At 53.2% G+C, this 24559-nt stretch carries 25 protein-coding genes; 19 read left to right on the forward strand and 6 right to left on the reverse strand.

The features are described 5' to 3' along the window. Positions 1 to 4: 4 nt before the first annotated feature. The 4 genes from B1C80_RS24940 to B1C80_RS24955 all read right to left on the reverse strand — a co-directional run bounded on the left by B1C80_RS24940 (position 5) and on the right by B1C80_RS24955 (position 6523). A complete protein-coding gene (locus B1C80_RS24940) occupies positions 5 to 367 on the reverse strand; it encodes a hypothetical protein (RefSeq protein ID WP_077923919.1) in 363 nt (120 codons plus the stop codon). Beyond that, positions 364 to 723, reverse strand: a complete 360-nt coding sequence (locus B1C80_RS24945; protein ID WP_077923920.1) for a hypothetical protein — start codon at positions 721 to 723, stop codon at positions 364 to 366. The genes B1C80_RS24940 and B1C80_RS24945 overlap by 4 nt, the downstream gene beginning before the upstream one ends. 87 nt (positions 724 to 810) lie before the next feature. Then, the gene (locus tag B1C80_RS24950) at positions 811 to 2091 is read right to left on the reverse strand and encodes an efflux RND transporter periplasmic adaptor subunit (protein WP_077923921.1); all 1281 of its coding nucleotides are present in this window, start codon (positions 2089 to 2091) and stop codon (positions 811 to 813) included. 7 nt (positions 2092 to 2098) lie between these two features. After that, positions 2099 to 6523 (reverse strand): CusA/CzcA family heavy metal efflux RND transporter, encoded by a 4425-nt coding sequence (locus B1C80_RS24955; RefSeq protein WP_077923922.1) that lies wholly within the window; start codon positions 6521 to 6523, stop codon positions 2099 to 2101. A gap of 569 nt (positions 6524 to 7092) precedes the next feature. On the opposite strand from B1C80_RS24955, the gene B1C80_RS24965 reads away from it, so the two are divergent. Then, the gene (locus tag B1C80_RS24965) at positions 7093 to 8169 is read left to right on the forward strand and encodes an exo-alpha-sialidase (protein ID WP_236648920.1); all 1077 of its coding nucleotides are present in this window, start codon (positions 7093 to 7095) and stop codon (positions 8167 to 8169) included. Between the two features lie 56 nt (positions 8170 to 8225). Here B1C80_RS24965 and B1C80_RS24970 read toward each other — a convergent pair whose 3' ends face one another. Next, positions 8226 to 8594, reverse strand: a complete 369-nt coding sequence (locus tag B1C80_RS24970) for a four-helix bundle copper-binding protein (RefSeq protein ID WP_077923924.1) — start codon at positions 8592 to 8594, stop codon at positions 8226 to 8228. An 817-nt stretch (positions 8595 to 9411) separates the two neighbouring features. Here B1C80_RS24970 and B1C80_RS24975 point away from each other — a divergent pair. The 10 genes from B1C80_RS24975 to B1C80_RS25020 all read left to right on the forward strand — a co-directional run bounded on the left by B1C80_RS24975 (position 9412) and on the right by B1C80_RS25020 (position 17546). Beyond that, positions 9412 to 10488 (forward strand): YncE family protein, encoded by a 1077-nt coding sequence (locus tag B1C80_RS24975; protein ID WP_077923925.1) that lies wholly within the window; start codon positions 9412 to 9414, stop codon positions 10486 to 10488. A 14-nt stretch (positions 10489 to 10502) separates the two neighbouring features. After that, entirely contained in the window at positions 10503 to 11369 is an 867-nt protein-coding gene (locus tag B1C80_RS24980) for a DUF2911 domain-containing protein (RefSeq protein ID WP_077923926.1), read from the forward strand. A gap of 4 nt (positions 11370 to 11373) precedes the next feature. After that, a complete protein-coding gene (locus B1C80_RS24985) occupies positions 11374 to 12057 on the forward strand; it encodes a class I SAM-dependent methyltransferase (RefSeq protein WP_077923927.1) in 684 nt (227 codons plus the stop codon). After that, a complete protein-coding gene (locus B1C80_RS24990; RefSeq protein ID WP_012931292.1) occupies positions 12054 to 12497 on the forward strand; it encodes a 5-fold beta-flower protein in 444 nt (147 codons plus the stop codon). The genes B1C80_RS24985 and B1C80_RS24990 overlap by 4 nt, the downstream gene beginning before the upstream one ends. A 56-nt stretch (positions 12498 to 12553) precedes the next feature. Further along, positions 12554 to 13270, forward strand: coding sequence for a DUF2231 domain-containing protein (locus B1C80_RS24995; RefSeq protein WP_012931293.1), 717 nt, complete (start codon positions 12554 to 12556; stop codon positions 13268 to 13270). Between the two features lie 6 nt (positions 13271 to 13276). After that, the gene (locus B1C80_RS25000; RefSeq protein WP_012931294.1) at positions 13277 to 14056 is read left to right on the forward strand and encodes a hypothetical protein; all 780 of its coding nucleotides are present in this window, start codon (positions 13277 to 13279) and stop codon (positions 14054 to 14056) included. Beyond that, a complete protein-coding gene (locus B1C80_RS25005) occupies positions 14053 to 15543 on the forward strand; it encodes a multicopper oxidase family protein (protein ID WP_077923928.1) in 1491 nt (496 codons plus the stop codon). The genes B1C80_RS25000 and B1C80_RS25005 overlap by 4 nt, the downstream gene beginning before the upstream one ends. 64 nt (positions 15544 to 15607) lie before the next feature. Beyond that, positions 15608 to 16099, forward strand: coding sequence for a DUF3347 domain-containing protein (locus B1C80_RS25010; protein ID WP_077923929.1), 492 nt, complete (start codon positions 15608 to 15610; stop codon positions 16097 to 16099). 53 nt (positions 16100 to 16152) lie between these two features. After that, positions 16153 to 16719 (forward strand): AraC family transcriptional regulator, encoded by a 567-nt coding sequence (locus tag B1C80_RS25015; protein WP_041618063.1) that lies wholly within the window; start codon positions 16153 to 16155, stop codon positions 16717 to 16719. A 347-nt stretch (positions 16720 to 17066) separates the two neighbouring features. Beyond that, positions 17067 to 17546: a hypothetical protein gene (locus tag B1C80_RS25020; protein ID WP_041618064.1), complete on the forward strand. Its 480-nt coding sequence runs from the start codon at positions 17067 to 17069 to the stop codon at positions 17544 to 17546. A 140-nt stretch (positions 17547 to 17686) separates the two neighbouring features. Here B1C80_RS25020 and B1C80_RS25025 read toward each other — a convergent pair whose 3' ends face one another. Further along, positions 17687 to 18694 (reverse strand): IS110 family transposase, encoded by a 1008-nt coding sequence (locus tag B1C80_RS25025; RefSeq protein WP_077923931.1) that lies wholly within the window; start codon positions 18692 to 18694, stop codon positions 17687 to 17689. Positions 18695 to 19310: 616 nt separating this feature from the next. Between B1C80_RS25025 and B1C80_RS25030 the strand changes: the two genes are divergently transcribed. The 8 genes from B1C80_RS25030 to B1C80_RS28230 all read left to right on the forward strand — a co-directional run bounded on the left by B1C80_RS25030 (position 19311) and on the right by B1C80_RS28230 (position 24500). Continuing rightward, on the forward strand, positions 19311 to 20018 hold the full coding sequence (locus tag B1C80_RS25030; RefSeq protein ID WP_077923932.1) for a protein-tyrosine-phosphatase: 708 nt from the start codon (positions 19311 to 19313) through the stop codon (positions 20016 to 20018). A gap of 63 nt (positions 20019 to 20081) precedes the next feature. Then, complete coding sequence (locus B1C80_RS25035; protein WP_077923933.1) at positions 20082 to 20408, forward strand: helix-turn-helix transcriptional regulator; 327 nt, start codon at positions 20082 to 20084, stop codon at positions 20406 to 20408. An 80-nt stretch (positions 20409 to 20488) separates the two neighbouring features. Further along, positions 20489 to 21361: an arsenite methyltransferase gene (locus B1C80_RS25040; RefSeq protein WP_077923934.1), complete on the forward strand. Its 873-nt coding sequence runs from the start codon at positions 20489 to 20491 to the stop codon at positions 21359 to 21361. 19 nt (positions 21362 to 21380) lie between these two features. Beyond that, complete coding sequence (locus tag B1C80_RS25045) at positions 21381 to 21821, forward strand: arsenate reductase ArsC (RefSeq protein ID WP_077923935.1); 441 nt, start codon at positions 21381 to 21383, stop codon at positions 21819 to 21821. 3 nt (positions 21822 to 21824) lie between these two features. Continuing rightward, positions 21825 to 22274 carry an arsenic resistance N-acetyltransferase ArsN2 gene (gene arsN2 / locus B1C80_RS25050; RefSeq protein WP_077923936.1) on the forward strand — a complete coding sequence of 150 codons (450 nt, stop codon included), beginning with the start codon at positions 21825 to 21827 and terminating at the stop codon, positions 22272 to 22274. Continuing rightward, entirely contained in the window at positions 22271 to 23335 is a 1065-nt protein-coding gene (gene arsB / locus B1C80_RS25055) for an ACR3 family arsenite efflux transporter (protein ID WP_077923937.1), read from the forward strand. The genes arsN2 and arsB overlap by 4 nt, the downstream gene beginning before the upstream one ends. Continuing rightward, the gene (locus B1C80_RS25060) at positions 23332 to 24150 is read left to right on the forward strand and encodes a metallophosphoesterase (protein WP_077923938.1); all 819 of its coding nucleotides are present in this window, start codon (positions 23332 to 23334) and stop codon (positions 24148 to 24150) included. The genes arsB and B1C80_RS25060 overlap by 4 nt, the downstream gene beginning before the upstream one ends. A gap of 35 nt (positions 24151 to 24185) precedes the next feature. Continuing rightward, on the forward strand, positions 24186 to 24500 hold the full coding sequence (locus B1C80_RS28230; RefSeq protein WP_139361740.1) for a hypothetical protein: 315 nt from the start codon (positions 24186 to 24188) through the stop codon (positions 24498 to 24500). The last annotated feature ends 59 nt before the right edge of the window (positions 24501 to 24559 follow it).

Raw genomic sequence — 24559 nt, forward strand, 5'->3', positions numbered from 1 at the left:
TTCGTTACTGGGTTTTGTAGCGAAAAAGCAGGTACGTTACCAAGCCATCTTTGTCATGGTCATAGGTGCCATGCCCAATTCGGTAGGCTCCATTGGCACCCTTCTGACGACCGACTTTTTGCAGTTCATCTTCTACCTTCTGGTGAATGCCAAAAATTGACCCGTAGGTATGAATGGTAACCGTTCCTAACCGATCCATTGTAGCAGGCAAGTCCCGCTCCAGCAGAAAGATGGTAACCCCCGCCGAATCAGTGGGAGTCGCCATACTGACGGGCGGTGTCAGGGGGCGGTACTGCGGAAAGGAAGCGCAGCCAACCGTCAGAAAGAGCAGGGGTAACAGCCAGCTTCCCTTTTGTTGGTCTGTCATGATTGCGTATCGTTGGCCGGTTCGTCCGGGTTGATGGTATAATACAGCCGAATCAGAAAATCGAACGCTTCACCGTGAGCATCAATGCCAATGGTCAGACTTTCCCACACTGCAAACGTTCGGTTGATGGTGGCTTCCTGCGGACCATCGGGTTGAGTGTAGGGGTGCAGCTCGTCGCTCCAGAGCATAAACCCGGATTCGTCGTAGGTAGCCAGCGACAGGGCCGGGTAATGGGCAAATGTCAGTTCGTTCTCCGACACAAGCCGGTCGATACGGATTGAGCGGATGCCGTCGCGGGCGTGCAGGTGAACCTGATGGCCCGTCGGCGTGAATAGTACATTATCGTCTGTTTTCATCGCTTTGTCAGAAAGGGGTTAGCATACTAAATTGACGCGGTGAAACCGGGCCTGCCAACGTAGAGATTGGGCAGGCCCGGCTGTGTATCAGTGTGCGTGTCCTTCTTCTTCCCCGCTGGCGGCCTGAAGCTGCGACAGCACGGCGTAGGCTCCCTTCACCACCACCCGCGCTTTGGCCAGGTCGAACCCGGAGGGCAGGGTAACCTGCGAATAGCCCCCTTCAGTGACTCCCCGGCGCACGGGAATCTGCTTGAACGTGGTGCCGTGCTGTTCGGTTTCGCCCGCTTTGTGGTCGTGTTCTTCCTTGTCGGAATGCGCTTTCTCCCCTTCTTCGTGTTCATGTTCTTCGGGGGCTTTCTCGTCGGTAACGATAAAAATATAATCCTTCCCTTCGGCGGAAACAATGGCCCCTTCAGGCAGGGCCGTCACCCGGCTCTTGCCCAAATCCAGACCCGCTTTCAGGAAGGTATTGGGCGATAAACGGGCATCGGGCTGGTCGAGTTTAGCCACGACCCGTACCGAGCGGTCGGCATCGATGGCCCGGTTGATGTACGTAATCCGTCCTGATCGTTCTTTGCCCCCTTCATTGTTGAGCCGGAGGCTGATGCGCTGGCCTTCCCGAATCTGGGGCAAATCTTTCTCGAACACCGTTAGTTCAGCATACAGGCCCTGACTACCCGTAAGCTGGGCAATCACATCGCTGGGCTGCACAAACTGCCCGTTCGTCACCGCTACGTTCGTCACGATGCCCGACATCGGAGCCGTCACCACGTAATAAGCACTGAACGTACCGTTCAACGCGGCCTGGGGCGACAAACCCACCAACTGGAGCCGCTGGGCCAAACCACCCAAGCGGGAACGTACCTGATTGCGCTCGGAGGCCGTTTGCTGGAACACTTTCAGGGCACTGACGTTCTGCTCGCTGAGTTCTTTCTGGCGGGCAAATTCGGCATCTAAGTACGTCAGGCGGCTATGGTTTTCGGCGTATTCCTGTTGTAGAGCCACCAACTCCGGGTTTTGAATGCGGGCCAGTACTTGCCCCTTCCGCACCGGCTGGCCGGGCAGCAGGGGCAGACTCCTGACAAAACCACCCTGTATGGCCGTGATGGCCACCTGACTTTGGGCCGGTACGGCCAGCCGCCCGTTGAGCTGTAGTTGCTGACCCAGATTCCGGTTTTCCACCTGGCCCAATTCTACCGCTCCGATGCGGAGCTGGTCGGTAGAGAGTTCGACCACATCGGCCGGGCCTTCTTCGTGCGGGGCTTCGGCTTCAGGTTTGGCTTCGGTGATGGCCGTTTTTTGGTCGGCCGTTTGGTTGCAGGCAGTAGTCAGCCACAAGAGGCTGAGGCAAAAAATGATTCGTTTCATGGTTGTATTAAGGTAAGCCCAGAATCTGCTCTAAGCGAATGACGGATTGATTGTATTGACCCAGCACATCGACGTAGCCCGCGCGGGTCTGGTAAGCCTGGGTAAGGGCCTGCGAATAGTTGAGGTAGCCGATTTCGCCCGCCCGAAACGCCAGGGTTGCTTTCTCCGCCAGTAGCCGGGCGGTAGGCAGTCCGGTTTGTTCGTAGTAGCTCAGGCTGCTCTGCAACTTGCGGACCTCCTGAATAACGGCATTCAGTTCGCCCTGTAAATTGCGCTGGGTGAGGGCCAGCGTGGCCTCGCCGAGTTGCTGACCGAGCCGGGCGGCTTCGATGCGGGCGCGCTGAGGACGGGTAAAGAGCGGAATGGAAACGCCCGCAATAAACCCCTGAAACCGCTTGCCGCCCCCGTAGGTGACTTCCTGATTATCGACCGTGTACGTACCCTTCAGCGACTGGTTAAAGTAACCCAGTGAAAAGGAAGGCAGTAGCCGGGCCTGTTCTACGTCCGTCTGGCGGGCGGCAATCTCGGTTTGCTGGCGTAAAAAAGCGAGTTCCGGGGTCTGGGCCAATGTGGCCGAATCCGTCACTAATGGCAAAGCCCGGCGCGTGAGCGTACTGTCGGCCAGCCCAACGGGCTGGTTGGTGTTGAGCAACGTTTGCAGACGGCTCAGGGCAATCTGCCGGTCAGCCTCGGTCTGATTCAGCGCGTTCCGTAATTCCCCCAATTGGTTGGTAGCCGTTGCTACTTCCACCGCTGTTCCTTCCCCGGTTTTTAAGCGAAGCTCCGTAGCCGCCCGGAACGCGACGAGCAGACTGTCCTGCGTTCGGAGTAGTCGTCGGCGTTCGGCGATGTAGAGCAGGTCATAGTAGGCCGATTTCACCTGCGCCCGCAATCCATTCAGATTGACCCGTCCCTGCGCTTCGCTGCCGACGACATTGGCATCGGCCACCCGCTCCAACTGCCGGATGAGTTTGGGGTTAGGTAAACTTTGCGAGAGCGTGAAGTTATTGTCGAAGTTGGGGCCGTTGTACTGCCCCGCTGTCCAGGAGAAGTTAGTCGCCCCAATGTCGCGGGCTGCCCGGCGACCCGTCTGTTGCTGGGCAACGTTGAGCGCGTTGATGCGGGCGGTTATGTTGCCGGTAGTTGCCTGTTGAAGTGCCCCTTCCAGCGAGAGTGACGAGATAGTCGGTGTACCCGTCGCCAGTTGGGGAACCTGAGCCGACGCATTTATGGCTATACTGCCCACTAATCCGGCGATCAGCAACCAGGTGGCCAGTTTACCCACAACAGGGGCCGGAGCGACAACGGGTTTCTTCTTCCCAAACTTAGTTTGCTCCCACCAGTACAGACAGGGCAGTACCAGCAGCGTCAGCAACGTGGCCGATAACAACCCACCGATCACGACTGTGGCTAAGGGCCGTTGTACCTCGGCCCCCGCCGTCGTGGCCAGGGCCATCGGCAGAAAGCCCAGCGAGGCTACCAAGGCCGTCATCATCACGGGGCGTAAGCGGGTGGCTGTCCCCTGCAAAATCCGCTCCCGCAAATCCAGATCCGTCTCATCTTTGAGGTGATTGAATTCCCCGATCAGCACGATGCCGTTGAGTACCGCGACCCCGAACAGGGCGATGAAGCCTACCCCCGCCGATATACTGAACGGCATATCCCGCAGCCAGAGGGCGATTACCCCGCCAATCGCGGACAAGGGGATGGCCGAGAAAATCAGTAAACTCTGCCGCACCGAGCCAAACGTAAAGAACAGCAGCAGAAAAATCAGCCCAAGGGCCACCGGCACGGCGATACTCAGCCGGTCTTTGGCTTCCTGCAAATTCTGAAACTGGCCGCCGTAGGTCACGTAATAGCCCACAGGTAGTTTAATCTGACTGTCAATTTTGCCCTGCAATTCCTTCACCACGCTTTCCACGTCACGACCCCGCACGTTGAATGCCACAATAATGCGCCGTTTGGCATCTTCGCGCTGAATCTGGTTGACACTATTCTGGAAGGAAACGTCCGCTACCTGACTCAGCGGCACCTGCTCGTCATCCACCGTACTGATGAGCAGATTCTGCACATCTTCGAGCCGCTGACGGCTTTGCTGCTGCAACCGCACCACCAGATCATACCGCCGTTCGCCTTCGTAAACCAGTCCAGCGGCTGACCCGGCAAAAGCGGCCTGGAGATACCGATTGGCATCGTCAATTGAGAGGCCAAAGCGGGCCAGGGCATCGCGGTCAAATTTGACGACAATCTGGGGTAACCCCGATACCTGCTCGACGTAGAGGTCTTCCGCCCCCGGTACGGTTCCGACGACGCGGCCGATTCGGGCCGCGTAATCAGCCAGCACTTTCAGGTCTTCGCCGTAGAGCTTAATGGCAATGTCCTGCTTCACGCCGGAGATCAGTTCGCTGAAACGCATCTGAATGGGTTGCAGAAAGCCAAAGCTCACGCCCGGAATCTGATTGAGCTTTTCCTGCATCTTCTCGGCCAGTTCTTCCCGACTGGTGGCCGATGTCCACTCCGAGCGGTCCTTGAGAATGACCATCAGGTCAGTTGCTTCAATGGGCATGGGGTCGGTTGGAATTTCGCCCGCGCCGGTTTTGCCGATGGTCTCGATTACTTCCGGAAAGTTTTCTTTCAGGACTTTTCCGGCCTGAAGGGAGGCATCCGCCGATTGAGCCAGCGACGAACCGGTCATGACGCGAGTCTCAACGGCAAAGTCGCCCTCATCCAACTGGGGAATGAATTCTCCGCCGAGTGTGCTGAACAGCCAGAGCGTAGCGGCAAACAGGGCCACCGACAGCCCCACGACCAGCCCCCTGTGGTTAAGCGTCCAGCGGATGGCCGGGTCGTATCCCCGATGGAAAAAGCCAATAATCCGGTCGGAAATATTTTTACTACCTTCCCGAATAGGTTTCTTACTCAGCAGCAGGGCGGAGAGCATCGGTACGTAGGTTAAGGACAGGATGAACGCCCCCAGAATGGCAAAAGCCACCGTCTGGGCCATGGGGCGAAACATCTTGCCTTCGATGCCGACTAAGGCCAGAATGGGCAGGTACACGATCAGGATGATGATTTCGCCAAAAGCCGCCGAGGATCGAATGCGGCTGGCCGATACAAACACTTCCTCGTCCATCTCGTCCTGGGAGAGGTTATGCCGGAATTTTTTCAGGGCAATGTGGTGCAGGGTAGCCTCCACAATGATAACGGCCCCGTCCACAATCAGTCCGAAGTCGATGGCCCCCAGACTCATCAGGTTACCCGATACCCCGAACAGATTCATCAGTGATACGGCAAAGAGCATCGCCAGCGGAATCACCGAGGCTACCACCAGTCCCGCCCGCCAGTTACCCAGCAACAGCACCAGGACGAACACGACGATCAGGGCACCTTCTAGCAGGTTTTTCTCGACCGTACCAATGGCGCGGTTGACGAGTTTGGTGCGATCCAGGAAGGCGTGAATCTCGATGCCTTCGGGCAGGGATTTTTTAATCTGCTCGATGCGCTGCTTGACATTGCCGATCACTTCGGACGAGTTAGCTCCTTTGAGCATCATCACGATGGCCCCGACTACTTCCCCTTCCCCGTTGCGGGTCATGGCCCCGTAGCGCACGGCTTGCCCCAGTTGCACCTGCGCTACATCGCGCACCAGCACCGGAATCCCGTTGGGACTTCGCCGGACGACCACTTTGCCAATATCCTGCAAGGTGCCAATCAGCCCTTCCGAGCGAATGAAGTAGGCATTGGGTCGCCGGTCGATGTAGGCACCGCCCGCGTTCTGGTTGTTTTTTTCGAGGGCGGTGAACAGTTCGTCCATCGTCACCCCGGCCGCCCTGAGCCGCTGCGGATCGACGGCCACTTCGTACTGCTTGAGAAAGCCGCCGAAGCTACTCACATCGGCCACGCCCTTGGTTCCCAGCAATTGCCGCCGAACAATCCAGTCCTGAATCGAGCGCAATTCCATCGCGGGGTATCGCTGCTCGAAGCCGGGTTTAGCCCGGATAACGTACTGATAAATCTCACCGAGACCCGTCGTAACGGGGGCCAGTTCAGGATTGCCCGCATTAGCCGGTATCTGGGAGCGGGCCTGTTGCAGCCGCTCGAAGACCTGCTGGCGGGCTAAATAAATATCTACGCCATCTTTCAGCACGACGGTAACAACCGACAGGCCAAAGCGGGAAATGGAACGAACCTCCACCAGATCAGGCAGGGTCGCCATGGTCTGCTCGATGGGAAAGCTAATGAGCCGTTCGACATCGAGGGCCGATAGGGCGGGGCTTTGGGTAATGACCTGCACCTGGTTGTTGGTGATGTCGGGCAGGGCATCGATGGGCAATCGGGATAACGAATAACCACCCCAGACAATAAGGGCCAGGGTGAAAATCCCGATAATGAGTTTATTCTGAATAGAAAAACGGATAATGGAATCCAGCATAACGGAATCTGAACAAATGAATGAGAAAATAAAGGATGCGTTCACGCTACTACCGCCCCCTCAAAAAAGGCGTAATAGTGGCGTGAACGCTGAGGTGTTCAGACCCGAAGTTTGGGTGGTTGCCAGATGGCAGAGAATGGGTCGGCCAAGTGAGCCGAAACGTAGTGAAACAAGACTACATCCATCGGGATAAGTTCGACCGAAGGCGTAAGCGAGTAGTGGAATTGGGGGGCGATGGTAATTGTAGCCGCACAACAGGCACAGGTACAAAAGGGCGAACAGGCATCCTGTTCGTGATGATGGCTGGCCGATGCGTCGGACCGATCCGATACCGTGGTTGAAGCCGACCCAATCATGGCTATCCCCGACTGCCCAACGGGGAGCAGCGGTTCATCTGCACACGGCCAAAGAGACAGACCGAGGAGATAAACGGACAATATGACTGTCAACCACTTCACAGCCACAAAGGTACGACATAATAGTATGCAACCGGGTGTCAAAAAGAAAACTCAAAAAAAGCCAGGCAACCGGGCATTAGGTTACAGTATCAAGTAGAAGGGTGAACCTAAGTGCTTTTCAAAACCATGCGTTATTTGCTCTTTTTATCACTTCAGCTTTGTAGCCTTTCCATAATAGGGCAACACTCAAACATAGGTCAGCGAGTTGCAAGGGGGCATCTACCCGTCGTCGTTGCTGATTCAAAAGGGATCTTGCATTTAGTCTATGGTCAGGATTCAACCATTTACTATGCAATAGCCAGTGAAAAATCCATTCCGTTTAACAAGGCGGTTGTTGTGGGAACGTTACCACATTTAGTAGCCGGGGCTAAACGGGGGCCACAAATGGCTGTTACCGAAAAATACATCGTTATTACAGCCGTTAATCGAGAGGGGGATGTGTTTGCATACTCGCTTGATCGTCAAAGTGGTAAATGGTCTCCTGCCGTCAGGATTAATGACGTGCCGGAGATTGCGAAAGAAGGCTTTCAAGCCGTAGCCGGTGCATCAACAGGTACGTTCCACACAACCTGGCTCGACTTGCGGGACGATAAGCGAAACAAACTCGCGATGGCAACCTCCCATGATGGGGGACGCACCTGGTCTGCCAATCGGGTTGTTTACCGTTCACCTGATGGCACTGTCTGTGAGTGCTGCAAAGTATCAGTAGCAGCCAACCAAAACGAGGTGTACATCCAGTTTCGCAACTGGCTTGGCGGCTCCCGCGACCTGTACCTTGTTCACTCAGCCGATGGCGGAGTGACGTTTGATTCGGCCCAAAAGATGGGTACAGGTACCTGGAAGCTAAACGCCTGCCCGATGGATGGCGGGGCGGTAATTTTAACAACAAACTCCTCAAAACCGACGCAACCCCTTACCGTCTGGCGACGGGAAAATACGCTGTACACCTGTCGGCCCGGCGAACCCGAACAAGCCGTAGCAACGGGTCGGAACGTAACAGCCGCTACCAGTCCATCGGGGACAGCACTGGCCTGGGATGAAGGAGGCACGGTTTGGTTGAAAGCAAGTAATAGAACACCTGTTCCACTGGGGAAAGGGATGATACCCAGCGTTGCCATTGGGAAGCAAGGAGCCGTATGCGTTTGGGAAGATGACGGACAGGTGATGATGGATATAGTGCAGCTCTGAATCAAAAAGCCCGTAAACGGATTGTGTTACGGGCTTTTTGATGGAATAAATACTGGTTAGGCTGCCATGCTATGCGCTCCCGCTGCCATCTTACGGCAAGCCTCAGCACAACGGCGACAGGCTTCGGCACACGCTCGGCAGTGGTCCATATGGTCGGCGTGTTTTTCGCATTCCTGGGCGCAGGCTTCGCAGATATGAGCGCAAAGCTGGCATACATCAGCCGCGTGAACACTGCCACTGGCCATGAACGAAATGGCCGTGTAGCAGATCTTAGCGCAGTCCCGGTCGAGCCGGATGCAATCCACCATCATCATTATATCCTGTTCGCCCAGACAGGCTTCGGCGCAGGCATCGCAGCTAACAGCGCAGGCCTGGCAGGCTTCAATACAATCCTGATACTGTTGGGGAGCTAAGGCAGTTGTCATAATGGAAATAGATTTGAGGTTTTGTTTCTACGAGATGAACAGGTCGCATGAAGTAAGGTTTTTCTTCTCAGACCACTCGATAGGATAATAGGAGTAAACGGCTGACTTTGATAGCCAAACGAAAAGTTTTGTAAGCCCCTCGTAAAATCTTACAACAACACTTATTCAGAATAACCCCTATGTTTGCAGCGTGAAAAACCCTGTTGTCCATCGGTCCTGGTTCACTCGTCTGCTCTGTTTATGGCTGGCGGGGTCCGTGCTGTTTGCCAGCAGTGGTTTTGCCGTAGTGGACCACTGGTGCCTGATGAGTGGCAAGAAGGTCGAGACCCGTTTAATGTCTAAGGCGTGTTTGAAAGCCTGTTCGGATGAGGCTGCCTGTCCGCAAGACAAATCAACCCGGAGAATCCACAGAACACCCTGTTGTAAGGAAGTCGCTCGTTACGAGCATTTAAAAACTGAACAGTCGAACTCGGTTCACGCTATTCAGGTAAATCCGGTTGTTAGTGATCTTCCTCCTTTTATTCAGTTAGCGCGGTTCCTATCCTTATTATTACCGGTTAGTGAACTTTCATCCGCTCCCCAACAGCCTGACGACCCCTTAATCCGATCCGGGCGTTTCCGATTAACCTCCCTCTGTAGTTGGCTTATTTGAGCCGATTTGTTTGTGCCATTACCGCTGGCAGACGCATCAGTGCGTCCTGGTCAGTGGTTTTTGGCATGTAGTCTCTTCCCCGGCATCGTCTGATTTCTGTTCGGATATACATCCGTCGTATGGCAATCCGGTATTTCTAAACAGTTCAACAAACCAATTAAGACAATGACTAAGTACACTAAACTGGTGGCTCTGCTGCCGCTTGTCCCCCTGGCAGGTTGCATGAACATGGACAACATGAACGCAACTCAGCCAATGCTGAACATCAACTATCCTGCCGCTTATGTGGTCAATGCCGAGGGAAATAGCCTGTCGGTTATTGACTTGACAGGGCAACAGGTGAAAGAAACCATCTCCTTTGGGGACGCTTCCATGCCGGGCATGAACATGAGCAACATGATTATGTGGCCGCACCATATCTACCTCTCGCCCGATGGCAGCAAGCTGGGCATCGGTGTGCCGGGCATGGACCTTAGTGGCGGGCATACGGGGGGCACAACCGGCATGAATGGCCGCGTGCTGGTCGTTAACCCGGTAACGGGCCAAACAGCCCAGAATCAGCAAACGCCGGTGATGAACCATAACGCGGTGTTCTCGCCCGATGGTACTGAAATCTGGACTTCCCAAATGGATATGACCGGCAAGGTATTGGTTTACAATGCCAGTACGATGGCCCTGAAAAATACCATTACGGTCGGTATGGAACCCGCCGAGGTAACGATGTCGTCCAATGGTCAGTATGCGTTCGTCGCCAACGGCATGAGCAATTCAGTAACCGTTATCAAGGTGTCTGACAAGTCGGTGGCAAAGACTATTGCCGTTGGTGAAGACCCGGTTGGTGCCTGGCCGGGCGCGGATGGCCGAATGTACGTGGATAATGAAAAAGGCCAAAGCATCAGCGTCATTGATGTGAACACACTGGCTGTGGTCGAAACCGTGAAACTGGGCTTTACACCGGGTTATGCCGCTTATCATCCCACCCGGAACGAACTCTGGGTCAGTCAGGCCGGGACGGGTACTAAAGTGGTCATTTTCGAGCGAATGAATGGAGCCTGGATGAAGATGGGCGAGGTTATGACGGGCCTGGATGCCCACGCTATTGTTTTCACCAAAGACGGAGCCACGGCCTATATCACCAATCAGGGAGCCGCAACGGTGTCTGTTCTGGACGTAGCCAAGCGCACTAAAATCAAAGACATTTCAGTTGGCAAGAAGCCCAACGGCATCGTGCTTAAGTATTAATCTAACCAATTCACATGACCAATTCCTTAACAAAATCAATGCTGGCCATTGCCCTGCTGGCTGGCTTAATGGCCCGGCCCGCGTCGGCCCAACTGAGTATGCCCGAACCATCGCCATCGGCTACGGTGATGCAGAAAATCGGCTTTACCGACCTGACTATCAACTACTCCCGCCCGGCGGTGAAGGGCCGGGTCATCTTCGGCAAGCTGGTTCCCTACGGCGAGTTGTGGCGTACCGGCGCGTCGGATGCCACCATCCTGACCGTCTCCGACCCGATAACCGTGGCCGGAAAACCGCTGCCCGCCGGCAAGTATTCGCTCTTCACCATCCCGACCCGCACCGAGTGGACGGTGATTCTGAACTCCTACACCGAAGGGCACGGCACGACGGGCTACGACGCAAAAAACGATGTACTGCGGTTTACCGTCAAACCCGATTCGTCGGCGCGGTTCTACGAATCGTTCACCATTGAGGTGCAGGATGTGGTGAAAAATCAGGCCAACCTGTACCTGACCTGGGCCAACACGTCGGTGCATTTTCCGATGGTGAGCAACGCCGACGAACGGATTATGGCGGATATTCAGAAGCGCACAGCCTCGGCTACCGACGAGCAGCCAGGCGTGTTCTACCAGTCGGCCCTGTATTATTTTGACGCGGGCAAAGACCCGAAACAGGCGTTGGCCTGGGCCACCAAAGCCGCCACCCTCAAACCGGCCTTCCACTACCTGCACCTCCAGGCTAAGTTGCTGGCCCAGACAGGCGATTATAAAGCGGCTATAGCTGCCGCCCGCAAATCGTCGGAATTAGCCGCCGAGAAAAAATTCACCGAGTACGTCACGCTCAACAATCAACTCATTGCCGGGTGGGAGAAGAAACTGTGACTTTATGAAAACGTCTTCTCCGACTTACAAACCAGCCTTGCGTTGGAACGGCCTGACCCGGTTTTACGACCAAATCATGGCCCTGACCATGCGGGAAGACCGCTTCCGAATGCTGTTGCTTGACCCAATACGGGATCAAAAGCCGCGTTACGTACTGGATGTCGGTTGCGGTACGGGGACACAAGCCCTATTGTTGCATCGGCTCTTTCCTGATGCCAGCGTTTTTGGTCTTGATGGTGACGAGACCGTTTTGGCAATAGCCAGGCAAAAACACGCCCACGCCGGGTGGCCCGTCACATTGGAACAGGGACTTTCGACGGCCCTCCCTTATCCCGATGGAAGCATGGACATTGTGACCTGTAGTTTATTGCTCCATCACTTGTCGGATACAGACAAAAAACAGTCAATCCGGGAGATGTGGCGGGTGCTGATACCGGGTGGCGCACTTGCCTTAGCGGATTGGGGGAAACCCGCCAACGATGCCATGCGGCTGCTGTTCTACGGGCTTCAACTCTTTGACGGTTTTGATACAACCAGGGCAAATGGACGCGGGCTTATACCAAATATGCTCTACGATGGTGGTTTTCGGCAGATTACTCAGACCGGACAAGTCAACACCCTTTTTGGAACAATGGCCTTGTACTATGCAGTCAAACCAACCTACATTAATCAAACGACAATACGATGAAAACCAAATCCCTGTTTTTTGCCCTGTTCGCCCTGCTGTTGGGCACGCCTTCGCTGTTGCTGGCCCAGTCAGCCAACTACAAAAATCCCATGAGCATCAATGCCAGTGGGCAGGTTAAAGACGGCACCGGCGCTACGGTTGGCACGGTTTCCAAAGACCGGATGATTATGGATGCTAAGGGCCAGAAAATCGCTTTCGTGGATGGGCAAGGCAACTTAGTAGATGCCAAAACGGGTAAAAAAATGGGTCGCATGGGGAAAGATGGCAAAACATACATGGATGCCAACGGCGACCTGATGTTCACCATTAAGGACAACGCCGATGAGACTTGCGACATCGTTGATGCGAACGGTAAAAAGATCGGTAACGTACACGACAGCTACAAAGGCTCGGCTTGTGCGTTGCATTGCTTTCAGGCTGGGCACACACATAAGCAATAAATCTGGATAATAAGGTCCCTTCTATACGGGCTGATTAGCTAACACATACTACGATTATGAGACAACGACACATCATCTGGGTACTGCTGCTTTTAGTTGGGTCAGTACAATTCAGTTTTGGGCATGGCGGCCACAAAAAGAAGAAAGCTCCCATAGACTCGGCCCGACACGATTCGGCCATGACCTCGGCCCGGCCGATGACTCACGCGGGTATGGCTACCGATAGTATGCACATGGACGAGGTGCAGGCAATGGCCCCCATGCCTGCCCCCTTAGCGGACTACCCAACCTATCACCCGATGGTTGTTCATGCGCCCATCATCCTGCTGTTGCTGGCCGCGCTGCTGCAACTGGTTGCCCTGATCAGACCATCCAGTCCGCTGAACTGGTTGACCTTCCTGGTTGCCCTTGGTGGAACGGCGGGGGCATACGTGGCTGGTACGTTTGTGCATCCGCATACGGATGGGTTGAGCGAGGCTGCTCAGGTAGCCTTAGAAACCCACGAAACCTATGCCGATTACACCCTCTGGCTGGGGCTGGCCGGTACGCTGCTGAAAGGCGTAACGCTCTGGCGACCGCTGAAGTGGCTGGAGGGCGTTACGGCAATTGCCCTCGTCGGGGCCGGTATTGCCGTAGGGCTGGCCGGGCATCAGGGCGGAGCATTGACGTACCAGTACGGTATTGGGCCGCGCGGGGCATACCTCGAACAGCATGAAGAAGGGGCTGCTGATGGAAATCGACACGAACACAAACATCCAGAGGAAGCTAAGTAAGTGAGAATGAATCGAACCTGGCATTTACGCATTCGCAAAACGCACCGCTACCTGGGGGTGTTCATTGGCATCCAGTTTCTGCTCTGGACGGTGGGCGGGCTGTATTTTAGCTGGTCGAATCTGGACGACATCCACGGTGACCACCTCAAACGCCCGGCTGTCGGATTGTCGGCTTCGATGTCGCTGGTTTCCCCGTCGGTTCCACTTCGGTCTTTGCAGCAAAAAGGTGTCGATTCTATCCTGAACATAGCCCTTATTGAGGTGCTGAACCAGCCTATCTACCAGCTAAACTACCGAATGCAACATGGCAATGGTCACGCGATGGCGCAGGTGCAGTTAGCTGACGCAGCGACGGGACAACTCCGGGGTGAACTGACGCAGGCGGAGGCTACTGCGTTAGCCAGACAACGCTTCGCGGGGCCATCTACCGTCGAGCGAGTCGAGTATCTGACAAGTACCAACGGCCACCACGAATACCGCGAAAAACCCCTGCCTGCCTACGCCATAACGTTTCGGCAACCGGCGCACGCGACGGTATATGTGGCGGCTCAGTTGGGCACCGTGCAGAGCGTTCGCACCGATCCCTGGCGAATATTCGACCTGTTGTGGATGCTGCACACGATGGACTACGAAGGCCGCGACGACATCAACAACGGCTTACTGCGGGCTTTCTCTATTCTGGGCCTGTTAACCATCACGTCAGGGTTCGCGCTCTATTTTGTTTCCTCGCCCCAACTCCGACGAAAGAAAGTTAATCGCCCTAAACCAATTACACTTCAGTCATGAATCGACAGGACTTTTTAAAAACACTGGGTCTGGGAGCCGTTGCGTCTGTTACCGGCTCGTCGCTGCTGACGGGTTGTAATACCCACGATATGTCGGGCATGAACATGACTCCCGGCATGGAAAACATGGGGCCATCGGTAACCGAAATTCCATTCACGACACCCCTTCGGTTTCCTGAAACGATTACGAACACCGGTCAGTTAACGGCCAAATCGGTCATTGATGCCATTCTGCCCGGTAAAAATGCCCGGGTGCTGGGGTATCGGGGCGGTATGCTTGGGCCAACGATTCGGGTACAGAATGGCTCCGATGTTTCGCTGCGTTTCACCAACAACTTGGATGAAGAATCGAATATCCACTGGCATGGGCTACTGGTGCCTGCCGAGATGGACGGCCATCCGACTCAGTTAGTACAAGCAGGCGGCTCGTTCACTTATTCGTTCCGGCTGAATCAGGCCGCCAACATGGCCTGGTATCACCCGCATCCCCACGAGAAAACCGGCAAACAGGCGAATCTGGGGCTGGCGGGCATGATTATCGTCGAGACCCCCGCCGAACGCGCGCTGAACCTGCCATCGGGCAATTACGAACTGCCTATGGTAATTCAGGATAAGCGGTTAGATGGCAACGGCGCGCCCACCTACAGCCCCAGTATGGACGACGTAATGATGGGTTACATGGGCGAAACGATCATCGTTAATGGCGTTGCCGGTGCCGTTCAGCCGGTCTCGACCCGGATGTACCGGCTACGAATTGTCAACGGCTCCAACGGGCGCATCTATAACCTGGCCCTGAGTAACAACGCCCCCTTCTGGGTTATCGGCTCTGATGGTGGTCTGTTGTCGGCCCCTGAGCAAACGACGGCCCTGTTGTTATCGCCCGGTGAACGGGCCGACCTGCTGGTGGATTTTAGTAAGGTTCCAGTAGGAACCGATGTGTTTCTGAAAAGCGACACCTTTACCGGAGCTTCCTCGCAGGGCGGTCAGGCATTCAACATTCTCAAATTTGCGGTCAATAAAGCCGAAACCGACCCGTTTCAACTGCCCGCAGCACTTGGAATGGTCTCGCCCCTGTCAACGGCTTCAGCGACCAAAACCCGCCTGTTCGACATCGGTATTGCCATGGAAGGCATGAACGGTATGCCGATGCGCGGCATGCATACCATCGGTGGAAAAACGTACCTCGGCAGCCGGATTGACGAAACGGTTAAGCTGGGCGACACGGAAATCTGGGAGTTTGACAACAGCAAGGGCGATGAACCCCACCCCATGCACCTGCATGGTACGTTCTTCCAGGTGTTGAACCGGGTTGGTGGGCGAAACACGCTGTATGCCACCGAAAAGGGCTGGAAAGACACCGTTCTGGTTATGCCCGGCGAGCGGGTTCGCATTATCGCCCAGTTTACGAAGCCCGGCCTGTTCGTCTTCCACTGCCATAACCTCGAACACGAGGACGATGGCATGATGCTCAACTTCCGGGTTAACTAATGCCAGGTAAGTCACTTAAATCAATTACCGTTTACTAGTTGTTTCACTTAATTTTTTAACACTGATGAAAACCAGTTGTTTCTCCGCCTTACGGTTCGCTGTGGCGGCTTTGAGTCTCTCCTTTGTTTCGGTGGCTGCTTCGGCGCAGGACACCGCCCCCGCCCTGACTGCTTACTACGGCGTAAAAGACGCACTCGTTGCTACCGATGCGGCCAAAGCCAAAGCGCAGGCTACCTCGCTGACCGCAGCCCTGAGCAAGGTCGAAGCTGCCAAACTCTCAGCCGCCGATAAAAAAGCCTTAATGATGGCTAAAACCCACGCTGCCGCCATCGGCAAATCAACCGACGTGGACGATCAGCGGGCGCAGTTCGAGATGCTCTCCACCAGCATGATTTCGCTGGCCAAAGCCACCAAACCCGCCAAGTCTTACGTGCAGTTCTGCCCGATGGCTGCCAACGGTAAAGGAGCCTCCTGGTTGAGCGACAAAAAAGAAGTTCGCAACCCGTATTATGGCGACAAGATGCTGAAGTGCGGTTCGGTGAAAGAAGTAATTTAAGGGATTGCGCCTGGCCATTTCTCAGGATGGCCGGGCGCAAAAATTTGTCTATAATGGCCATTCAGGAACTTCATATCAAAAACATGGTTTGCGACCGCTGCGTGCGGGCGGTTCGGCAGGAACTCGAACGACAGGGGTACGTGGTTCGCCATATCGAACTGGGCCGGGCGGCTGTGGAAGGAACCCTGATTGAGCTGGCTGTGCTGGAGGAGGGATTAGCGGCATTGGGCTTTGAGCTGCTGACCGACCGGAACGCCCGAACCGTTAACCAGATTAAATCACTGATTATCGACCTTATTCAAAGCGGACAGATTGCGAAGTTGAATATTACCCTGTCTGATTATCTTTCCCAACAACTCGGTAAAGACTACGCCCACCTTAGCCATATTTTTTCGACCACCGAACACATCACTATTGAGCGGTTTTGGATCATGCAGCGCGTCGAACGGGCCAAAGAATTGTTGAGTTATCGGGAGTTGTCAATTAGTGAAATTGCCACGCAGTTAGGCTATAGCAGCTTATCCTATCTGTCCAATCAATTCAAACAGGTAACCGGCCTGACCCCCGCTACGTACCGCGACCTGAACGCACCCGACCGTAATCCGCTGGACTGGATATAAAGGGTTCATCTAAAAAAACGGACTGCTCCGGCGGCCCTGCAAATTTGGCACCGGTTAGCTGTATGAATTTGGTATCAATCACGACGGAGTGTATTCAATGCTCGTTCGGTCCGGAGTCAATTTCACAAAAATTAAGTTATGCCTACCCCACCACCACTAAAAAATTAGATCAACATAGCTGGTCTATTTTACGTCTATTCACACTATAAGGAAAATCCAATGGCTTCCCTTGAGGAAGTAAATGTAAGGTGTATTCTTTGTTTTTGACAGTTTAGACACACTTGTCTGTGATTAATTCTGTGCGTTGATAGTGGTTTATGCTTAGAATTTATAGTCAACATTTATTTATGAAAAAAGTGGTTTTGCTGTTTACTTTCCTCTTGATGGACTTACCCGTATTTAGTCAGTTGTTGCGAGCAATCAACCCCAAAAGACGTATCTCTTCGGTCTATTATTCAGGGGATCAAGTGCAAATCCGGTTTCGGAATTCAACGCTTGGCAGTGACATCTATTCGGGGCAAATCATCGGCATTACGCGAGACTCCGTTGACCTTAGCCTTTCTTCAGTGGCAAATCAAAAAATAGCCGTTAGCCAGATCATGGGTTTACGAAGGCGACCCAGCTTGCTGTCCAGTGTTGCAGCGGGATTGGCTATTGGAGCCACCATTATTACCCTCATTGACAAAAGAGACCCTTCATCGGCACCCCGTATTGGCCTTAGTTTAGTGATTGGAGCCGGGGTGGGAGTAGGGTATTGGCAAGTCTACAGCCATCGGAAACGAATTCGGCAGGAGGTGAGTAAAGGGTGGTCTTTTCAGATTCGGTAGAACGTCCCTATTATCTACGCAAGCCTGGGTAGTTCTGCGGAAAAGTACAGATTTCGTCATTTGCCAAATTATGATCTCACAAACTCAGCCGTATCACTGAAAATTAAACGTTGATTCGAGACCGGACTGATTTCTATGGTCTATGCAAGGGAAAGGGAATAAAATTTGTCATATTTTTCACCCCGCTTCACGACGGCATATACCCGATGAATCAACTTGTTACGAACCGCATTGATAACTAACATCTTGTTCTTTCCTTCACCTACTTTTCGTTGATAATAAACCTGGAGCTCCCCTTTTACTTGTAGTGCCGACATTGCTGCCATATGAAGCAAGGTTTTCAATGACTTTCTTGCTTGATGGTTGACCCGTGTTTTTCTCCTAACACTACTACCCGATGAGTGTTCAAAGGGGGCAACACCCGCATGACAAGCTAATTTTTTGGGGTCAGTAATCGCTTTCATTTCATCGGTAGCCACTATGATTTCGGTGGCTACTATCAAGCCAATACCGGGAATAGAAGTTGTCAAGGCGAACAAGTTTTTCAAGATATCATCGCCCGAAATAAGGGTTTTAATCGCTTTTTCAACCTCGTTTAAGTCATTGGTCAAAGCGGCCAACGAACCTTTACAGTAGTGGCCTAATTGGACCGTTAAAGTTTTGTCACCGAAGCGTTTTTGCTCCGCCAGCGGCACTCGTAGTTGACTGAGCATACCCAACAATCGCTGACGAAGCCGACTCAGTTCAGCTAGCTTTTTCAACGCGGGTCGGGGTGGTTGCCAGAGCCGAATCTGGTCGCGAAACCGGCAGGCATATTCGGCAATGCGCTGGGCATCAACACAATCTGATTTACCTCGTTGTAATCCGCTGGCTTGCTTAATCTGCAATGAAGCTTCTAACCAAACAGGAAACTGAGCTTTGAAAAGTACTTCTAAGGCATGAGCATTATAAATGCCCGTGTGCTCAAGGCAACAAACGCAATGTGCGATCTGAAAGTTAGGTAAAGCTTGGAGCTGTTTAATAACAAGTCGGATCGCTACAGGCGAGTTTTCGGATTGAGTTTTCCAGATGATACCTTGATTGGCATAAACCGCCCAATCCAAAGTATTCTTCGATACATCGATACCGATGAAATGACGAATATTCATTGAAGTGCTTAATTTTAGGGTTCGACAATCAGACGCTTACTCATCACTCGCTACCTTGCTAACGGACCTGAGAATCCAAATTTCTATTCGAGGTTGGGTAAGAAAGACCGAGCGGGACCTGAATCAGCCCATAGGACGTAAACCTGGCCGGAGACATTAGGAAAGCCCGCTCGGTTGTCTGCCTGGCAAGCTACCCAAATCTTGGTTTCTTACCAGCTAACAAACCTAAAGGCCGGAGCAGATACCTATTTTAGATAAAGCTAGGCTAGAATTGACGCAAACGTCAACTGTTCGCCGACAGTCAAAAATAATCGGGCGTTTAAAGAGACACTTGGATGATTAATTAAGCTGTTGAAAGACTATCTGATTTAAGGTTTTTGTTGTGGCTTGTCAAAAAATATCGATTGCTTCAACGCTCAAATTCAAACTGTAACGGTCAGTACCCCAAGGTAGGGCTATGAAAAGTCATGGTTAGGTTTCGTTCTTTAAACAGGTCTACATAAGATATAGTCGGACGAGTGATTACTCGTGAATTTGACACGAATACTAAATTAATCGTAACTTTACGATGAAAGCCAATTTTGTGTTTGTAAGTGATAATTTATAAGACTGTGCTATGAAGCTTTTCTGCCTATTTCCAACAAGCTTATTGTTTATAACCGCCATTTTGTTGGGCAATGATCCCGATAAAAAGACGGAATTGAATGGTCCTTTAGTGACCTACATCAATGGCATCAAACCAGATTTTTCTAAAATCCCGGAAGACCGCAAAGCCGAATTGGACAAAATAGCGGAGTTTATCCAGCAGAAGGTAAACGCTAAAGAGCCTGTCCAGTTAACCTATATCTGTACCCACAATTACCGGCGCAGCCATTTTGGCCAATTATGGGCAGCCACAGCCGCAGCTTATTATGGCGTGCCCAACGTGAAAACCTTTTCCGGTGGAACCGAAGTCAGTGCCTTTAATGAACGGGCGATCGCGGCTTGCAAACGAGCGGGGTTCGATATTGCCAAAGTATCCGAAGGGTCAAACCCAATGTATGCCGTCAATTATGCGTCTGGCGTAGAACCCATCAAAGCGTTCTCCAAAAAATACGATGACGCCAGCAATCCCCAAAGCAATTTCCTGGCGATCATGACTTGCTCACAGGCCGACAAGGCATGCCCCATCGTGAAAGGCGCAGCGGTGCGGGTAGCGACGCCCTACGACGATCCGAAAGCCTTTGATGGCACACCCCAGGAAACCGCCAAATATGACGAGCGGTGCAAGCAAATTGCCACGGAAACTTTCTACGTTTTCTCCAAAGTGAAGGTGGCGATTTGATCGGCACATAAATTTTATTCATCGTAATATTGCAATGAATAAAAAACCTGTTACCTTTGGGGCATGGGACTGACCAAAACCGAAATATTCACCGAAGAGCAAAACCGCATCGCGGATCTGGCGAAAGCATTTGCGCACCCCGCACGGGTGGCCATCCTGCAATTGCTGATTGCCAAGAAAGCCTGCGTTTGTGGTGACCTGGTGGACGAGCTGGATTTGGCCCAAGCGACCGTATCCCAGCATTTGAAAGAACTGAAACGCATCGGCATCATTCAGGGCGAAATCAATCCGCCCCGCGTGTGCTACTGCATCAATCCCCCCGTTTGGGAGGAAGCCCAACGCGCATTCGGAGCCTTGTTTGACACGTTTGTGCCTGTGACCTGCTGCTAGTCAACGCCGGGCCGACGCTTCGGCAGGTATTTTTTTGCCTGAATCAATCGTAATATTACAATATACCAATAGGAAAGCGTATGGAAACCGCCGAGCAAATCAAAGAAGTTGTACGCCAGAAATACGGTGCGATTGCTGAACAACCGACCGTCGGCCCGGCTGATGCCAATGGCTGCTGTGGCCCCACCTTGTGCTGTGGGCCTGAAACAGTCGCCAACGTGGCCATTGATATGACCGTGGGCTATGACGAGCTGAACGGCTACGTGGCAGAAGCCGATTTGGGATTGGGTTGTGGCCTGCCCACGCAATTCGCGCAAATCAAGCCCGGTGATACGGTGGTGGATCTGGGATCGGGCGCAGGCAATGACTGCTTTGTGGCCCGTGCCGAAACCGGCGAAGCGGGCCGCGTGATCGGTCTGGACATGACCCCGGCCATGATCGACCGCGCCCGCAAGAATACGAAGGCTTTGGGCTTTACCAATGTCGAATTCGTTTATGGCGACATCGAGGACATGCCATTGCCGAACAATTTGGCGGATGTCGTGGTGAGCAACTGCGTGATGAACCTGGTTCCAGACAAGCAAAAAGCTGTGGCCGAAACCTTCCGCATTTTGAAACCGGGCGGTCATTTCAGCATCTCCGATATTGTGCTGAAAGGAGAGCTGCCCGCAGGCTTGCAACAGGACGCCGAACTCTATGTGGGTTGCGTCTCTGGTGCCATCCAGAAGAGCAACTATTTGCAGCTCATTGAGGAGAACGGTTTTACCAACATCACCGTGCAGAAAGAACGGGAAATCGCATTGCCGGATGATGTGCTGAAAAACTACCTGTCGGCGGATGAAATCGCCGATTATCGCCAACAAGACAAGGGCATCTACAGCGTCACGGTATTTGCCCAAAAACCCGAAGGAGCGGCCACAGCGGCTTGTTGCCCTCCTGGTTGCTGCAACTAAACCCAACCCCAAAACAGCCATGAAAAAAATCCTAGTGCTTTGCACGGGCAATTCCGCCCGCTCGCAGATGGCCCAAGGCTATTTGCAATATTTCGCTGGAGATCGGGCGCAGGTTTATAGTGCGGGTGTCGCCCCCCACGGGGTCAATCCGTTGGCCATTCAAGTGATGGCCGAAGATGGCATCGACATTTCGCATCATACGTCGAACCATGCCGACGAATACGTGGATATCCCCTTCGATTATGTCATCACCGTGTGCGACAATGCCCGCGAGCAATGTCCCTTTTTTCCATCGAGCTCGGAGAAGATTCACCATAGCTTTCCCGACCCTGGCCACACCGCACCGGCGGACCGGCCAGGTGAAGATAAATTGACCTCCTTCCGCCGGGTGCGCGATTTAATCAAACCTTACAGTCAGGAATTCATCGAAAACCGCTTGGGTGAACCCATCGCGCAATGAGCTATGGCCATACAGATCGCATCCGCTCGACCAGCCGACAAAGAGGCTGTCATTGCCTTGCTAGAGCAAGGGCAATTGCTGACCGAAGATTTGCCAACCGGCCTTTCTGATTTTGTCATTGCGAAAAGCGAGGAAACCCCCGTCGGTGTAGCCGGTTTGGAACGCTTCGGCCCGGTTGCTTTACTTCGTTCGGTGGCCGTCGATCCACAGCACCAGGGCAAGCAGATTGCCGCGCAACTAGTCGGCCAATTGCTCGATACGGCGAAGTCAACAGACCTAAACGAAGTCTATCTAATTACTACGTCAGCCGACCGTTATTTTGAACGTCACGGCTTTCAACCCGTTGACCGTCAGGAAGTGCCTACGGCTATCCAACAGACGCAGCAATTCAGTGGTTTATGCCCGTCGTCGGCTATTGTCATGAAACGCACGTTAATTCCGAATCAATTATGAGTACTCCCCGTCTTTCGTTTCTTGACCGTTATTTGACGCTATGGATTTTTCTAGCCATGCTGATCGGGGTGGGTATCGGTTATTTCGTACCCCAATCGCAGGACTTTATTAATCAGTTTACTTCCGGGTCAACCAATGTACCCCTCGCTATCGGCCTTATCTTAATGATGTATCCGCCTTTGGCGAAGGTGCGCTACTACGAGTTGCCCAAGGTATTTGCCAACACCAAAATATTGGGCCTATCACTCGTGCAAAACTGGATTGTCGGCCCGCTGCTCATGTTCGGGTTGGCGGTCATTTTCCTGCCCGACAAACCCGACTACATGACGGGTCTGATCATGATCGGCATTGCCCGCTGTATTGCGATGGTGATCGTTTGGAACGATTTGGCGGGTGGTGATCGGCTTTATGCGGCTGGCCTGGTGGCCTTCAACAGCATTTTTCAAGTGCTGTTCTATTCGGTCTATGCCTGGTTGTTCATCACCGTGTTACCGCCCTTGTTTGGCTTGCGCGGGTATGAGGTGCATATCACCATCGGCGAAGTGGCCAAAAGCGTATTCATTTATTTGGGTGTGCCTTTCCTGGCAGGCATGTTTTCTCGGATCATTCTCACCCGCTTGAAAAGCCGCCAGTGGTACGAAGAACGGTTTTTGCCTGCCATCAGCCCTATGACACTCATCGCGCTACTGTTTACCATCATGGTCATGTTCAGCCTGAAAGGTCAGCTCATTGTGTCCATTCCGCTCGATGTGGTGCGCATTGCTGTTCCGCTGACGATCTATTTTGCCATCATGTTCTTTTCGGCTTTCTACCTCTCGAAACGAGCCGGTGCCGATTATGCGAAATCTACCTCGCTCGCTTTCACCGCAGCGGGCAATAATTTCGAGCTGGGAATTGCCGTGGCCATTGCCGTTTTCGGCATCAATTCCGGCGCGGCCTTTGCCGCTGTCATCGGCCCACTGATCGAAGTCCCAGCGTTGATTCTGCTGGTTAATTTCGCGCTGAAACAAGAGAAGAAGTTTGCTCCCTACTACACAAAAGCCTTTCATAAACACGCATGAAAATTGCCCTGTTTTCGGACATTCACGCCAACTTACCCGCGCTCGATGCGGTGTTGGCCGACATTGACAGCCGCCAGCCTGACGCGGTGTATTGTTTGGGCGACCTGGTCGGCTACAACATCTGGCCCAATGAGGTGATTGCCACCATTCGCAAACGGGGGATTCCCACCATCGCCGGGAATTATGATTATGGCATCGGTCGCAGCTCCGACGATTGCGGATGCGCCTACAAAGAGGAGCAGGAAAAGGCAAATGGCAAAGTGTCCATTGCCTTTACGAATGCCCAGGTAGGCGACAATGAGCGGCAGTATTTGCGTACACTCCCAACCCATATTCGGGTCGAATTCGAGTTGGGCAATGATGGCAGCGGCCAACCGTCCGCCCATCTCTGGCAGCAACAAACCCCGTTCACGCTGCTGCTGGTGCATGGCAGCCCCCGGCGGGTGAATGAATATCTTTTCGAGGATCGGGGTGACCGTAGTTTGGGGCGTGTGATCGAGGGAGCGGGAGCGGATGTGCTTTGCTTCGGTCATACGCACAAACCCTTTCATAAAGTGGTCAGTGCGGAGCCGGAGGGTGAAGCGACCTATTTCCGTCATGCCATCAATATCGGTTCAGTGGGCAAACCAAAGGATGGTGATCCGAGAGCCGGTTATGTGCTGCTGACCATAGACGAAACAGCGCGGCCAGGTTCACGCGAGGGGGTTGCCGTGGAGTTCGTGCGCGTTGCTTATAATGTAGAGAAAGCGGTCCAGGCCGTTGGGCAAAGCGAATTGCCGGATGCCTACGCGGAAGCCTTACGCATCGCTCGATAATTGCCCTGTTCGACTGATCCTAAGTTTCCCAGCGTATGAGAAAGATTCTATGTTGGTTTGCTGGTGCCGGGATGCTGTGTTTAATTTCAGTTCCCGGCCATGCACAGATGCAGGGCAATTTCCTGGTGGAGTACACACGGGAGGGCGCATGGCGATATACCAGTGTCAGAGTAACGCCCTACCAGAGCAACGGGCGCGTGATTCAGCATCAGTTAACTGCGCTGGGTAAAAAGCTCAATCATTTGTCGGTTGTCGATGCTCCAGCTTATTCACAGCTTCAGGGCGAATTACACGGGTACTTGCAGCGTCTCGAAAACGATTCCCCCGATTATGGCCGTACAGAGAGGTAGTCGAGTAGGCAAGGGCATTTCACCCCTTGCCTACTCGACTACCGAAAACTGGATAACCC

This window comes from Spirosoma sp. 209 (assembly GCF_002006735.1).
GTDB classification, from domain to species: Bacteria; Bacteroidota; Bacteroidia; order Cytophagales; family Spirosomataceae; genus Spirosoma; species Spirosoma sordidisoli.